The following is a 14,403-nucleotide window of genomic DNA, read 5'->3' on the forward strand; positions in this document are numbered from 1 at the left end:
AATGAAAAACTACAAGAAAATACTTTTGGCTGCAGCGGCCAGCTTAATACTCACCGGTTCTGCATTAGCTGCAGAAAAATTACGCATAGGTACAGAAGGCGCTTACCCCCCTTTTAACCTGATTGATAATGACGGAAATGTGGTAGGTTTTGACTTGGATATTGCCCATGCATTGTGTGAAAAAATGCAGGTGGAATGTTCGGTAGTCACCTCAGACTGGGATGGAATTATTCCCGCGTTGAATGCTAAAAAATTCGACTTCTTGATTGCTTCGATGTCCATTACCGAAGAACGTAAAATGGCGGTGGATTTTACTAATCATTATTACAGCAACGGTTTGCAGTTTATCGCGCCAAAAAAATCTGATTTTAAAGTGGATGCGGCGGGCTTAAAAGGCAAAGTAATTGGTGCGCAGCGCGCTACTATTGCCGGTGAATGGTTAGAAGATAATCATGGACGTAATGTGGATATCAAGCTGTATGATACCAATGAAAACGCCTACCTAGATCTGGCTACAGGGCGTTTGGATGCCGTGTTGGCGGATAAGTTTGTTAACTGGGAGTGGCTAGAAAGCGAAGCCGGCAAAGACTTTGAGTTTAAGGGGCAGCCCGTTTTTGAAGATGACTTAATTGGTATTGCAGTACGCAAAGGCAATGATCAACTGCGCGAACGACTGAACAAAGCCTTAGCAGAAATTCTGGCCGATGGTACCTATCAGAAGATTAACGAAAAGTATTTCCCGTTCAGTATTTATTAATCACTATCGCTTAGTTGCAGTAACTCTCGAAGGTATCAGCGCCCAGCGCTGCTGGTACCTTCACTAACTGCGTCACCAGTTAACCATAGGCGAGCTGATGAACTATAACGGCTCGATAGCGAAAAACGCACTCATAGAAACAAATAACCCATGAACTTTGATTTACATGGTTTTGGTCCAGCTTTGTGGGCTGGAACCTTAATGACAATCCAGTTGGCCGTTGCATCTGTAGCTTGCGGCTTGGTTTTGGGCTTGCTAGGGGCGTTAGCTAAAACCTCTCGTTCTCGTATCTTGCGCTTGCTTGGCGATACCTACTCAACCTTGGTGCGTGGCGTACCTGAACTATTATGGGTGCTGCTGATATTTTATGGCTCCGTCGGGGCTGTGCAGGCTGTCGGGGAGGCTATAGGTAAGCCACAGCTTGAGTTGAGTCCTTTTGCAGCTGGTGTATTGGCACTAGCCCTGTGTTTTGGTGCGTACGCAACCGAAGTGTTTCGCGGCGCGGTTTTAGCCATTCCACGCGGGCATCGGGAAGCCGGACTAGCATTAGGCATGTCTCGACGTAGAATTTTTTGGCGTCTAGTTTTACCGCAGATGTGGCGTATCGCCTTACCCGGGCTAGGCAACCTGTTTATGATTTTGATGAAAGATACGGCATTGGTGTCTGTGGTAGGGCTCAATGAAGTGATGCGCCAAACGCAGGTAGCCGTGACTTCAACTAAACAGCCATTCACATTTTTCATGGTAGCAGCTGCGATATATTTAGGTCTTACCGTAATCAGTATGCTGGCGTTGCATGTGTTTGAAAAACGCGCTAACCGTGGCTTTGTCAGGAGCGCAGCGTGAACTGGGATGTTATTTGGAAATGGACACCCAAACTGGTTGAGGGTGCATGGCTAACTTTAGAATTGGTAGGTATTGCAGTAATAGTAGGCTTGTTGATTGCCATTCCACTGGGAATGGCGCGCTCTTCTAAGCTGTGGTACGTGCGTGCTGTACCCTATAGCTATATTTTCTTTTTTCGTGGTACGCCCTTGCTGTTGCAGTTGTTTTTAGTGTATTACGGCGTGGCCCAGTTTGAAGCCGTCCGCGAAGGACCTTTGTGGCCCTATCTGCGCGACCCATACTGGTGCGCCTTGATTGCCATGACTTTGCATACCGCTGCCTATATAGCTGAAATTATACGTGGTGCTATTTATGCAGTGCCTGCGGGCGAAGTTGAAGCAGCGCGTGCCTTGGGCATGAGTCGCTGGCAAACGATGATGCATGTTGTGCTGCCACGGGCGATACGTATTGGTTTGCCGGCATACAGTAACGAAGTGATTTTAATGCTTAAAGCCAGCTCATTAGCCAGCACCATTACCTTGCTGGAGCTAACCGGCATGGCACGCACCATTATCGCTCGTACCTATTTGCCGGTAGAAATTTTCTTCGCAGCGGGACTGTTTTATCTGTTGATGACTTTTTTGTTGGTGCAGGGTTTTCGCTTATTGGAACGCTGGCTAAGAGTGGATGCTCTCTACAGCAGCCGTTAGCTGGTCGTTAGATTCGCATGACAACCTCTCCGCTCTCGCTGGCGCAACAGTTTGACAGACTCGATGCCATCTTAAACGCAAGACAGGACGTGTGGCGCGCTCAACCCTTTATGCAACGTACACTGGCGTGGGAAAAGGGCTTTCCAGAACTTGCGCATTGGCTCAGACGGCGCAGTTTGGCAGAGGCTGAGCGTGATCATTTGCATCCTGAGCAGCTAGCAGCTCCTGCTCCTTTTCAGCAGTGGGTCAACGAGCTAGCTGGCTTAACAGCGCTGGACTCATTGCCGCTTACGAGCGAAAAAACTATCCCCAAACAAATGCATCAGGGCATACCGGGGCGCAAGTGGCAGCAAATTGAAGCTTTTGCACAATGTCTTAATTTTTCTCAACCGCCACAGCACTGGCTGGACTGGTGTGCTGGTAAAGGATACCTAGGGCGTTATTTGGCTTATCCAACGACGCAGCTGAGTATCGTTGAGCAAAATGAAACCCTGTGTGCTGAAGCGCAGCGTTTAAATGAGCTGCATAACATTGCGGGCTACTTGCATCCCTGTGATGCATTAAGTGCGGCGGCAAAGCCAGCCTTAGCGCAAACAGATAGCTGGGTGGCCTTGCATGCCTGTGGAGATCTGCATACCCATTTGCTGCGCCAAGTACAGCAGCATAACGTGCAGCGTATAGCGGTTGCACCCTGTTGTTACAACCGCATCAACACCGAGAACTATCAGCCGTTATCCCGTATCGGCCAAGCTGCTCGATTACAGTTAACACGCACCGATTTAGCGTTACCACTGCAAAGTACCGTCACGGCTGGCGCGCGGGATAAGCGTCTACGCGACCAAGCAATGGCTTGGCGTTTAGCCTTTGATGAACTGCAACGCCAGTGGCGCGGGGTGGATGAATACCTGCCGATACATTCAGTGGCAAGTCGCTGGATACAACAGAATTTTGCGCACTGGTGTGCGCAGGTAGCACAGTTAAAAGGCTTAACCGTGCCGAGCGCAGTAGCTTGGGCAAAAGCTGAGCAGCGCGGCTGGCAACGCTTGGCGCAGGTACGCAATCTTGAGTTGGTGCAGTGTTTGTATCGTCGTGCCTTAGAGCTATGGCTGTTGTTGGATCTGGCTTTATACTTACAGGAGCAGGGTTTCAGCGTAAAACTGGGGCAATTCTGCGTACCTGAGTTAACACCGCGCAATGGATTAATAATCGCGGAACGTAGCGCTCAGGGCTGTTAAATACTCTCGTTAGCTCGACAACTTTTTAGCTGTGGGTAACTATGTGGAATACATGTGTATGCGTGTGGACCTGTAGCTACATAAAATTAAAGCAGTAAGATGTTTTGATGAAAGTAATGTAAAAACAATCGGTTAGGATTGTTTCTTGTTTTCAGACAATAGGAGTGCGCTCTAACTTAAGTTTGTGCGCCTGTGGATAACTGTGTGGGTTGTATTTTTATTGTGGGCTGCCAATGTACCTATAAATCGGTTTTTCAGAAGCTTTTACAAGTAAAACCAAAATAACGAGATTTGGGCCGCTTTGGTATAGGCTGCAGAAAAAATTGGGCTTTGGTCTTTACAAGAATTGTACAATCTATATAATGGCGCGCATTGCCGGTATAGCTCAGCAGGTAGAGCAACTGACTTGTAATCAGTAGGTCCCGCGTTCGATTCGTGGTGCCGGCACCATACAAAGAAAAAGGCTCACAGAAATGTGGGCCTTTTTTGTTTTTCAAAGTAGGTTAAGTCACAGCAGTGATCGGGCGCAGCCCTAGCCAGAATATTTATAGTTAGGGCGAAAACAGCTTCACGGCGCAGTCTGCGTGTGGAAAAATGGGGTGCATGTTTAGGATTAGAGTAAGTGGTCGATAAGGCATGTATATTGAATTAACTAATGGATAGGCTAAATGGTGCTTAAAGGTTTTACCAAAGCTGTGCATAGCGTAATTTTGCTCTTAGCTGGTATGGCGCTAACTGGGTTTGTAACACAAGCGTTCGGACAAAATCTTGCTGCACAACTGCCAGCAAAGTTCTTTGAAGAATATGGTGCCCCCATGCTGGTGATAGAACCCAAAAGCGGCAGCATTCGCCTAGCTAATCCTGCTGCGGCTGAGTTTTACGGTTATAGCATTAACCAATTGCAAAAAATGCGTATCCAGCAGATTAATGCTCTAGATGAAGAAGATGTAAAGCTAGAGCGCGAGCGTGCGCAAAAAGAAAATCGTAATTATTTTATTTTCCCTCATCGATTAGCGACAGGTGATATTCGAACCGTGGAGGTGCATTCGTGGCCGCTACAAGCTGTTAATGGTGAAACGCTGCTTTTTTCACTTATTTTAGATGTCTCTGGCCGGGAAATCTCGCAAGACAGCATTTTAGAGTATAAAGCTCGCTTAGAAAACCTGGCGGAATCACGTTACCAGCAGCTTGTCAGCGCCCAAGAGCGTTTGAATATTGTGCGTTGGTCAGCGATGCTTATACAGCTGTTAGTTATTGCTTTGTTGGTTTGGAATATAGCCAAACGCCGTAAAACCGAACAGAAGCTGCGCGAAAAAACCACCATGCTGGAAGGGTTGTTAGACTCAATACCCGACATCATCTTCTTTAAATCCAAAAGTGGTCATTATTTAGGTGGCAATGCGCAGTTTGCTGATTTCGTGCAGCATGACAGCGCCTCTATCGTAGGTAAAACGGATTTTGACTTTTTCCCAGAGCAGCGTGCAAAAGACTATCAAGCGATTGATCGGCAAGTAGTGGAAACACGTGAAGTGGTACGTACTGAGGAGTGGGTTACCTTTGCCGATGGCTCCAAACACTTGCTGGATAAGTTAAAGGCCCCTTTGCTAAGTACAGATAATGATTTTTTAGGTGTTATTGGCGTGAGTCGTGATGATACCGAGCGCTATCAAAACGAGCAGCGGATAAAATTTTTGGCGTTTTATGATCCTTTAACCAATTTGCCTAACCGTTATCTTTTCCAAGATAAGCTGGCTGAAATCAGTAACCAGTTGACTCCCGGCAAGGCGTTACTGGTTGTGGCTATGATCGACTTAGACCACTTCAAAAATATCAACGATGCGCTGGGTCATACCAAGGGTGATGAATTGCTAGTGGCGCTTGCGAGTCGGCTTAACAGACTGCTGCAAGACAACGAAGTGTTAGCCCGCTTTGGAGGTGATGAGTTCGTTTTGTTGCTGGTGCAGCAGAGCGATGATCTTGAGCGGGCAGAGCAACTGCTTGAACAAAGGTTGCAGCATTTTCAAGATGTGTTGGCGCAACCCATACAGCTGGAAGAGCGGGAGTTTATACTTAGTAGCAGCTTGGGCGCTTCATTTAATACAGCCTTTGATAGAAGCTTTGCTGAGCTGCTTAAAGAGGCGGATATTGCTTTGTATGCAGCCAAAGAGGCTGGACGAGGTACGTGGCGGCGCTTCCAAATGAGCATGCAAACGCAGGCTGAAAGCCGGTTTGCGCTTGAAGGTGAATTGCGCAAGGCGCTTGATAATCAGCAGCTCTCTCTGTACTTACAACCTAAAACCAATGGTGATGGTGTTATTTATGGCGCGGAAGTACTAGTACGCTGGGAGCACCCAGAAAAAGGGCTGATTTACCCAGACTTTTTTATTCCTCTGGCTGAAGATACGGGTTTGATTATTGCGCTGGGTGAATGGGTATTAAAAGAGACGCTATTGCTCATGCAGGACAATCCACAGCTGACGTTTGCGGTAAATATCAGCCCGCGAGAATTTCGAAATACGGATTTTGTTAACCGCTTACGCCGGTTATTGGATGAAACAGGCGCAGACCCGAAACGGCTAACGCTGGAGCTAACAGAGGGACTGTTGATTACGGACTTTACCAAATCCTATAAACGTATGCTGAACCTGCAGCAGTTGGGTATCAGCTTTTCGATTGACGATTTTGGTACCGGTTATTCATCGCTGTCTTATTTGAAACGCTTACCCATTAATGAATTAAAAATTGATCGTTCTTTTGTTAAAAACTTGCCGCAGGATTCAAGTGATGCGCTGCTGGTGGAAACCATGATGGCCGTAGCTAAGCACCTTGAACTGTTGGTTGTGGCTGAGGGTGTAGAAACCAAGGAGCAGCAGGAGTACCTCTACTCAATAGGTTGCACTTTACATCAGGGGTATTATTACGGTAAGCCAGAGCCAGCAAAACTCTTACTGGCTCGAATTAAAGAACAACAAGCGAACACTGATTAAGCGCAAGTGTCTTAGTCGGCTTGCTCAGTGCCTTGTACCTCAGCAGAAATCTCTAGCCATAGTGCCAGCTGTTGATAGGCTTCATCTAAGCCCAGCCTTTTGGTTGCAGAAAAAAGCTGGATGCTGGCAGTGTCAGCCCAGTTCTCGTTGAGTTCTTTTTGTGTCTTCAGTAACACAGTGCGGCCGGCGCCATAGGTGAGCTTGTCTGCTTTGGTCAGCAAAATATGCACAGGCATTTTGTTGGTTTGCGCCCAATCCAACATCATCTGGTCAAAGGGTGTAAATGGATGGCGAATATCCATCAACAGCACTACACCCACTAGGCTTTTCCTGTTACTTAAATACGAGTTTAAATGCTTTTGCCAGTGCTGCTTAAGCGGCATGGGTACTTTTGCGTAGCCATAACCGGGCAGGTCAACCAAGCGTCGATGCTCATCAAGGCTAAAGAAGTTTAAGAGTTGAGTGCGGCCAGGTGTTTTGGACGTGCGCGCAAGACCTGTCTTCGTGAGGCAATTGATCGCACTTGATTTGCCCGAGTTAGAGCGCCCGACAAAAGCTATTTCAACACCCTCGTCTGCAGGGCACTGATCGAGTCGGGTAGCACTGATGAGGAACTGAGCTTTTTGGCAAAGGCCGGTGACAATATTCTTGATTTGCATAGGGGTTCCAAAATCGCAAGAGGCGGGATCATTTCAGTTTTATTAAGTGCAGTATATAATGTGAAAAATTATGTGCATCAATTGGATTGTGTTAATCTACAATTTATTATTTGTGGGTTGGACATGATGCCTACATAATTTGCACGCCGAGGGTTATCAGATTGCCTGCTTGGGCAACTAGATTACTCCGGTAAAAATTTACTTTTAGCCGTAGTTGGATTTAGCCGATGAACAAAATTATAGTGAGTCTGCTGTTGACCTTGGGTATCACAGGCCTTGCACAGGCCGCTGGGAACGCAGAAGCGGGTAAGGATAAAATTCTCCTTTGTACTGCCTGCCACGGCCAAGATGGCAATAGCACTTTGATGCCGACTTACCCAAAACTAGCAGGTCAGGGGCAACGCTATTTGCTTAAGCAAATGCAGGATATTAAATCAGGTGCGCGTCCTGTTGTAGAGATGACGGGCATGCTTAATGCGATGTCTGATGAGGACATGGCTGATATTGCAGCTTGGTACTCAAGCCAAGTATCAACTCTGGGTGAAGCTGACCCCGAGTTAGCTGCGCGCGGTGAAGAGCTTTATCGTGGTGGAAAAATAAATGACGGTGTACCCGCGTGTACGGGTTGTCATACCCCTACGGGCGAGGGCATGGATTTGGCTTTTTATCCTAAGTTAAGTGCGCAGCAGGCTGGCTATACAGCTAAGCAATTAACTGACTTCCGTGAAGGCGACCGCACTAATGATGGTGATGCCATGGTTATGCGTGGTGTAGCTGAAAAGCTTAGTAACAAAGACATCAAGGCATTAGCAAGCTACATCCAAGGTTTGCGTTAATCTAACCTAGAATTAAAACGCCACCTAAGTTAGGTGGCGTTTTTTTTGCGCCAGAAACATGACTTTGAACAAGTTTCGTATTCCGGACCTAGTAAAATAACTGTATAGTTGACTATATTGCTGGGAATTAACTAGGGTGGGATTAACAATGCAGTTACTCGATCGCTCAAAAGCATTAAAAATTACTCCATTTTTGCGCTTGGGTTTTAGGCCTTTTTTCTTTCTGGGTGCTTTATTGGCCGCGGTAGCTGTGCCGTTGTGGTTGCTGGCGCTTAATGGCTATTTTGTGGATTGGCAGCCCACAGGAAATTGGTTGGCATGGCATAGGCATGAGCTGTTATTCGGTTTTGTTGGGGCAATAATAGCCGGATTTTTACTCACTGCGGTGCAGACGTGGACAGGAGTCCCGGGGTTGTCTGGTAATCTACTGCTAGGACTTACTTTAATCTGGGTTGCGGCGCGGCTAGCGTGGTTTGTGAATGTGCCGGAGCCGGTTTTTTTGATACTAAATGGTTTGTTTTTTCCTTTGGTTGCTTTGCAAATGGCGCGCAGTGTTTGGCCGGTACGCCAAGTGCGAAATTACCCCTTGGTGTTGGTTTTGTTGGTGTTGTCCGCACTGAATGCTGTGGTTTTGTTCGGTGTGGTAAATGCCGATGAGGCGTTACAGCGGCAGGCGGTGTTGGGAGGTGTGTGGGCCGTAGGTGCTATTATGTGCATCATTGGTGGGCGTGTTATACCTTTCTTTACTCAGCGTGGTTTATTGCGCCCGCATGGCGTACAAGCATGGCCATGGCTAGAGCACGCGCTTTTGTATGGCACCTTATTAATAGTGCTGTGCTATGCGGGCGGCTGGGCACTACAACGTCAAGCTGCGATCGGGGCGTTGTTTTTACTCTTAGCTGTAGGGAATTTAATACGCTTGGCACGCTGGTATGATCAAGGCATATGGCGGGTGTCCTTGCTCTGGTCGCTGCATGTGGCGACTCTATGGTTTGTCATTGCGTTTTTCTGCATGGCTTTGTGGAATTTCGGCTGGCTAGCCAATGTGAGTTTGGCGGTGCACGCGCTGACTGTTGGCGCGATGGCTGGCCTTATCCTAGCCATGATTGCTCGAGTAACCCTAGGGCATACTGGCAGGATGCTTACGCCTCCTAAGGCCATGACGTGGGGCTTTGCGCTGTTTAACCTAGCAGCTGTTAGCCGAGTATTTTTGGTTGAGCTGAACTATCAAGCTGGTTTGGGCATTGCGGTGCTGTGTTGGTCGGTAAGCTTCGCCATTTATTTGTACTGCTATGGCCCAATGCTGTGGAAAGCTCGTGTTGATGGCGCGCCGGGCTAGGTAAACTGTTAACAGTAAGTCGACTATTGTATAGCTGCCAAAAATATTAAGAGTTCTAGAATGGAAGTCATACTAAAAGGCTTGGATAACATTCTCGCCAGAGTTGACTGAGTGAAATAAAGCGTTTTTATATAACAAAATACTGGCTGCACAAATACATGGGGTTTAATACACTACCCATTGCATATCTAAAGCACAGTGTAGCGAGCAAATAAAACAAACATCATTGAAATCTAGAGGTTATTTTCATGACGCAGGATTTAAGTAAGTTCATTCGTAATGCAGCTTTCCTAGATAAGGTTGTTTCAGCCGAGGAAGCAGCATCATGGATTGATGACGGGATGACGCTGGGTATGAGTGGTTTCACCCTGTTTGGTGAGCCAAAAGAGTTCCCGATGGCGTTGGCCGAGCGCGGCAAAAAAGAAAAGTTCAAGGTCAACCTGTTTACCGGTGCTTCCATGGGTCCAGCAGCTGACGGCTCCATGGCTGAGGCAGGTATTATCAATCTGCGCTTCCCCTACAATGCTAACCCCATCTTGCGTAAGCAGATCAACGAAGGTGAAGCGTTCTACATTGACCAGCACTTGTCCCATAACGCTGAATATGTGCGTCAGGGCGTACTGCCCGGCATTGATTACGCCATTATCGAAGCCGCGGCGATTACCGAAGACGGCGAAATCATTCCGACCGGTTCAGTGGGCAACTCCCCGATTTATGTCGAAACTGCCAAGCACGTCATTATCGAAGTCAACGTGTCTGCTCCGGCTGCCTACGAAGGCATGCACGATATCTATGTTCCTGGCCCTGCCGGTGAAAACGCTCGTTGCGATATTCCATTGTGTGAAATCAGCCAGCGCATTGGCAGCAAGGGCATTAAGGTTGATCCAGCCAAAGTCCGCGGTATCGTGATTTCCAGCCAGCCGGATATCCCGTCTCCGCTGTTTGAGCCAAACGAAGAAACCCAGCAAATTGCTGACAACCTGCTGCACTTCCTGCATGAAGAAGTACGTAAGGGTCGCCTGCCAAACAACCTGGCTCCGCTGCAATCCGGAGTCGGCTCCGTGGCTAACGCAGTGCTGAATGGCATGAAGGACTCTGGTTTCAAAGACATCATCGTTGCTTCCGAAGTGTTGCAGGATGGCGTATTCGATCTGATTGATGCCGGTGTAGTGAAGTTCGCTGCCGGTACGGCGCTGTCCCTGTCTAAGAAGCGTGTAGACAGCCTGGCAGAAGACTTGGAGAAGTATGCAGACAAGGTTGTTTTCCGCCCGCAAGAAATTTCCAACCACCCCGAGCTGATTCGTCGTCTGGGTGTGATTTCTTTCAACACTGCGCTGGAAGTGGACATCTACGGTAACGTCAACTCCACCCACGTCAGTGGTACTCACATGATGAACGGTATCGGCGGTTCCGGTGATTTTGCCCGTAACGCCCGCATTACCATGTTCGTTACCCAGTCAACTGCCAAAGGCGGCGCCATTTCCGCCATCGTGCCGTTTGTGACCCACGTTGACCACACCAACCATGACGTTGATGTGATCATCACCGAGCAGGGCTACGCTGACTTGCGTGGTCTGGCTCCACGCCAGGCGGCTGAGGCCATCATCGAAAACTGTATGCACCCAAGCTTTAAGCAGCAGGCGCGTGAGTACTTCGAAGAAGCCAAAGCCAAGCGTGGTGGACACACACCACACCTGTTGGACAAGGCGTTCTCTTGGCACATTAACCTAGCCGAGAAGGGCACCATGAAACTAGATTAATCTAGGCTTTGCCATACAAAAAAGGGCTCTTCGGAGCCCTTTTTTTATTGTGTTGGATTACTGACGTCAGCGACAAATAAGCTAAGCTGTTCAAGCAGGGTTTGTTGTGCGTGCTGAACAGGCTCTAGTGCAGCAGGCTGTTGTTGGATATAACGGCCATCTGCCTGTAATAGCCAAGCGTGGGTATTATCCTCAAGATAGAGCTTGAGCTCTTTTTTAACGCGTTTAACCAGCTTTTTGTTTTCTAGCTGGAAACAGGCCTCGATACGCTTATCCAAATTGCGCTCCATTAAATCAGCACTGGCTAGATAAATTTCTTCGTCTGCATCGTGGTTTAAGAAATAATAAACGCGACTGTGCTCAAGTTGCTGCCCAATAATAGAGCGCACCTGTATGGTTTGTGAGACGCCGGCAATACCAGGACGCAAACAACACATGCCGCGCACTATTAAATCAATTTTTACGCCTACTTGACTGGCTTTGTATAAAGCTTTAATGATTTTTGCATCGGTTAGCGCATTGATTTTAATGATAATATGCGCGGGCTTTCCGGCCAGCGCGTTGGACTCTTCTCTAGCAATAAAATCCATGAGTGATTTGCGTAGCGTAAAAGGTGCGTGGATGAGTTTTTGCATCTGCACACTTTTTCCCATGCCAATGAGCTGACCAAAAAGTATGGATACATCCTCGCACAGGGCTTTATTACTGGTGAGCAAACTGTAATCGGTATACAGCAAAGCGTTAGCCGCATGGTAATTGCCGGTACCTAAGTGTGCGTAGCGCACTAGGCTGTCTTCTTCGCGGCGTAATATTAGCGCGAGTTTGGCGTGGGTTTTAAAACCTATCATGCCGTAAATAACGATAGCGCCGGCTTCTTGTAAGCGGCTGGCCAGTGCAAGGTTATACTCCTCATCAAAGCGTGCGCGCAGTTCAATTACTACCGTCACTTCCTTGCCGTTGCGTGCTGCCTCTACCAAGGCATCGGCTATTTCTGAGTTTGCACCTGCGCGATACAGGGTTTGCTTTATTGCCAATACGTTAGGATCTTTTGCCGCCTGACTTAAAAAATCAATGACGCAGGTGAATGCCTCGTAGGGATGGTAAAGCAAAATATCTTGTTTGCTGACGACGGCGAAAATATCAGTATTTTTCTGCAGCGCTTTGGGAATCGAGGGGACAAAGGGCGCAAACTGTAAATGCGGGTGTGAAGTTAGATTGGTGATAGCAAATAAACGGGTCAGGTTGACTGGTCCATTTACCTGATAGAGTTCTGTCTCACTGAGGTTGAATTGGGTTAATAGATAATCAACTAGATGTTCAGGGCAATTATCTGCCACTTCTAGTCGTACAGCATCACCAAACTGGCGCGTACTTAACTCACCGCGTAAGGCATGGGCTAGATCGGTAACGTCCTCTGCAGAAAAGCTCAGATCAGCGTTGCGCGTCAGACGAAATTGGTAGCAGCCTTTAACTTTCATACCATGGAATAAATCATTGGCATGGGCATGCAGCATGGATGAAAGAAAGACGTAGTTAACCCCAGGGCCGCCAATTTCTTCTGGCACGCGAATAAGACGGGGTAAGCTGCGCGGTGCAGGCAGGATAGCCAAACCTGAGTTGCGACCAAACGCATCGACACCTTCAAGCTCGACAATAAAGTTTAAGCTTTTATTGACCAGTAATGGGAAAGGGTGGGCTGGATCCAAACCAATGGGGGTAATAATAGGCGCTACTTCAGCATGAAAATATTCATTGGCCCAGCGCTGTATGGGTTCGGTCCAGAAACGGCGACGAATAAAACGAATATTTTCGAGCGCCAGCTTGGGAAGCAAGACCTCGTTAAGTATTTGATATTGACGAGTAACTTGCTGATGCACTATGTCTGCAATGTCAGCTAAGGCTTGTTGCGGCTGTATCCCGTCTGCATCAATACGCAAACGGTTGTAGGTTATTTGTCGTTTGAGTCCAGCAACACGAATTTCGAAGAACTCATCTAGATTGCTTGAGAAAATTAATAAAAACTTTAGCCGTTCAAGTAATGGCGTTGATTCGTCAAGCGCCTGATCCAGAACGCGAATATTAAACTGCAGCTGTGAAAGTTCGCGGTGAATATATAGGCTGCTATCGTCTAAATTTGGGGCATGAGCGATAGGCTCTGATGTTGATACAGTTGCAGTAACTGCTGGCTTATCGCTCATAAAATCCCCGGTTATTTAGTTGTTCTGCTGTAGCTGCTTAGCTGCGTGCACAGCAAAGTAGGTGAGGATGCCGTCAGCACCGGCGCGCTTAAAGACCAATAATGATTCCATAATAACCTCTTCGCTGAGCCAGCCGTTTTGAATGGCCGCCATATGCATGGCGTACTCACCGCTCACCTGGTAAGCAAAGGTCGGTGCCTTGAACTCTTCTTTGGTGCGCCAAACGATATCCAAGTAAGGCATGCCAGGCTTGACCATCACCATGTCAGCACCTTCGGTTAGATCCATAGCGACTTCGTGCAAGGCTTCGTGCCCATTAGCAGGATCCATCTGGTAGGTAAACTTATTACCCTTACCAAGGTTGGCAGCTGAACCTACGGCATCACGGAAAGGGCCGTAGTAGCTGCTGGCATACTTGGCTGAATAGGCCATGATGCGCACATTGATATGACCTGCGTCTTCAAGCGCTTCGCGGATGGCGAGGATACGGCCATCCATCATGTCCGATGGTGCAACTACTTGCGCGCCAGCTGCAGCGTGTGAAAGCGCCTGGCGTACGAGCGCATCGACGGTTTCTTCGTTTTGCACATAACCGCTGTCATCCAAAATACCGTCTTGACCATGGGTGGTGAAGGGGTCTAGCGCTACATCACTGATAATGCCTAGCTCAGGAAATTTTTCGCGCAGTGCACGAATCGCACGCTGAGCGATACCGTTTGGGTTCCATGCCTCTGCTGCATCTAGGGATTTGCATTCCACGGGTGTAACCGGAAAAAGCGCCAAAGCAGGAATGCCTAAGGCAACCCAATGTTCTGCTTCTTGTAGCAGCAGGTCGATTGACAGGCGCTCAACGCCGGGCATAGATGGGACAGCTTCGCGTTGATTGCTGCCATCGAGAACAAAAACTGGATAGATGAGGTCATCCACACTTAGGCGATTTTCACGTACTAAACGGCGAGAAAAATCGTCACGACGGTTACGACGCAAACGCGTACTGGGGAAAAGTCGATAGGCAGTATTGGTAGTCACTGTGGCTTCCTCTTTATCTGTTAGCTTGAAGTGCAGCAGATGCTGCAAGCTGATGAACGTGGTTCTAT

11 protein-coding genes and 1 tRNA gene are annotated in these 14,403 nt (G+C 47.9%); 9 read left to right on the forward strand and 3 right to left on the reverse strand.

Annotated features, from left to right (window positions below):
- Position 1 precedes the first annotated feature (1 nt).
- From QEZ41_RS00385 to QEZ41_RS00410, 6 genes are all read left to right on the forward strand, one after another.
- Complete coding sequence (locus QEZ41_RS00385) at positions 2 to 757, forward strand: ABC transporter substrate-binding protein (protein ID WP_289409320.1); 756 nt, start codon at positions 2 to 4, stop codon at positions 755 to 757.
- 150 nt (positions 758 to 907) lie between these two features.
- On the forward strand, positions 908 to 1,603 hold the full coding sequence (locus QEZ41_RS00390; protein WP_289409321.1) for an ABC transporter permease: 696 nt from the start codon (positions 908 to 910) through the stop codon (positions 1,601 to 1,603).
- Entirely contained in the window at positions 1,600 to 2,292 is a 693-nt protein-coding gene (locus QEZ41_RS00395) for an ABC transporter permease (RefSeq protein ID WP_289409322.1), read from the forward strand. The genes QEZ41_RS00390 and QEZ41_RS00395 overlap by 4 nt, the downstream gene beginning before the upstream one ends.
- Positions 2,293 to 2,309: 17 nt before the next feature.
- The gene (locus QEZ41_RS00400) at positions 2,310 to 3,527 is read left to right on the forward strand and encodes a methyltransferase (protein ID WP_289409323.1); all 1,218 of its coding nucleotides are present in this window, start codon (positions 2,310 to 2,312) and stop codon (positions 3,525 to 3,527) included.
- A 374-nt stretch (positions 3,528 to 3,901) separates the two neighbouring features.
- A tRNA-Thr gene (locus QEZ41_RS00405) sits at positions 3,902 to 3,977 on the forward strand.
- 218 nt (positions 3,978 to 4,195) lie between these two features.
- Positions 4,196 to 6,514: a sensor domain-containing protein gene (locus QEZ41_RS00410; protein ID WP_289409325.1), complete on the forward strand. Its 2,319-nt coding sequence runs from the start codon at positions 4,196 to 4,198 to the stop codon at positions 6,512 to 6,514.
- Positions 6,515 to 6,525: 11 nt separating this feature from the next.
- Here the strand turns inward: QEZ41_RS00410 and yihA are convergent, their stop codons facing one another.
- Positions 6,526 to 7,173 (reverse strand): ribosome biogenesis GTP-binding protein YihA/YsxC, encoded by a 648-nt coding sequence (gene yihA / locus QEZ41_RS00415; RefSeq protein WP_289409326.1) that lies wholly within the window; start codon positions 7,171 to 7,173, stop codon positions 6,526 to 6,528.
- Positions 7,174 to 7,400: 227 nt separating this feature from the next.
- On the opposite strand from yihA, the gene QEZ41_RS00420 reads away from it, so the two are divergent.
- The 3 genes from QEZ41_RS00420 to scpC all read left to right on the forward strand — a co-directional run bounded on the left by QEZ41_RS00420 (position 7,401) and on the right by scpC (position 11,108).
- Complete coding sequence (locus QEZ41_RS00420; RefSeq protein ID WP_289409327.1) at positions 7,401 to 8,009, forward strand: c-type cytochrome; 609 nt, start codon at positions 7,401 to 7,403, stop codon at positions 8,007 to 8,009.
- Between the two features lie 148 nt (positions 8,010 to 8,157).
- Positions 8,158 to 9,348, forward strand: coding sequence for an NnrS family protein (locus QEZ41_RS00425; RefSeq protein ID WP_289409328.1), 1,191 nt, complete (start codon positions 8,158 to 8,160; stop codon positions 9,346 to 9,348).
- A gap of 248 nt (positions 9,349 to 9,596) precedes the next feature.
- The gene (scpC, locus tag QEZ41_RS00430) at positions 9,597 to 11,108 is read left to right on the forward strand and encodes a succinyl-CoA:acetate CoA-transferase ScpC (protein WP_289409330.1); all 1,512 of its coding nucleotides are present in this window, start codon (positions 9,597 to 9,599) and stop codon (positions 11,106 to 11,108) included.
- A gap of 44 nt (positions 11,109 to 11,152) precedes the next feature.
- Here scpC and ppk1 read toward each other — a convergent pair whose 3' ends face one another.
- Positions 11,153 to 13,306 carry a polyphosphate kinase 1 gene (ppk1, locus tag QEZ41_RS00435; RefSeq protein ID WP_289409331.1) on the reverse strand — a complete coding sequence of 718 codons (2,154 nt, stop codon included), beginning with the start codon at positions 13,304 to 13,306 and terminating at the stop codon, positions 11,153 to 11,155.
- A 15-nt stretch (positions 13,307 to 13,321) separates the two neighbouring features.
- Positions 13,322 to 14,335, reverse strand: coding sequence for a porphobilinogen synthase (gene hemB, locus QEZ41_RS00440; RefSeq protein ID WP_289409333.1), 1,014 nt, complete (start codon positions 14,333 to 14,335; stop codon positions 13,322 to 13,324).
- Between the last annotated feature and the right edge of the window lie 68 nt (positions 14,336 to 14,403).

This window comes from Thiopseudomonas acetoxidans, from assembly GCF_030362935.1.
Classification (GTDB): Bacteria; Pseudomonadota; Gammaproteobacteria; order Pseudomonadales; family Pseudomonadaceae; genus Thiopseudomonas; species Thiopseudomonas acetoxidans.

Excerpts from the sequence above, each read along its gene's own strand:
- QEZ41_RS00400 (WP_289409323.1), top strand. The coding sequence starts at position 2,310 with ATGACAACCTCTCCGCTCTCGCTGGCGCAACAGTTTGACAGACTCGAT.
- scpC (WP_289409330.1), top strand. The coding sequence starts at position 9,597 with ATGACGCAGGATTTAAGTAAGTTCATTCGTAATGCAGCTTTCCTAGAT.
- QEZ41_RS00425 (WP_289409328.1), top strand. The coding sequence starts at position 8,158 with ATGCAGTTACTCGATCGCTCAAAAGCATTAAAAATTACTCCATTTTTG.
- QEZ41_RS00410 (WP_289409325.1), top strand. The coding sequence starts at position 4,196 with ATGGTGCTTAAAGGTTTTACCAAAGCTGTGCATAGCGTAATTTTGCTC.
- ppk1 (WP_289409331.1), bottom strand. The coding sequence starts at position 13,306 with ATGAGCGATAAGCCAGCAGTTACTGCAACTGTATCAACATCAGAGCCT.
- QEZ41_RS00420 (WP_289409327.1), top strand. The coding sequence starts at position 7,401 with ATGAACAAAATTATAGTGAGTCTGCTGTTGACCTTGGGTATCACAGGC.
- yihA (WP_289409326.1), bottom strand. The coding sequence starts at position 7,173 with ATGCAAATCAAGAATATTGTCACCGGCCTTTGCCAAAAAGCTCAGTTC.
- QEZ41_RS00390 (WP_289409321.1), top strand. The coding sequence starts at position 908 with ATGAACTTTGATTTACATGGTTTTGGTCCAGCTTTGTGGGCTGGAACC.
- QEZ41_RS00385 (WP_289409320.1), top strand. The coding sequence starts at position 2 with ATGAAAAACTACAAGAAAATACTTTTGGCTGCAGCGGCCAGCTTAATA.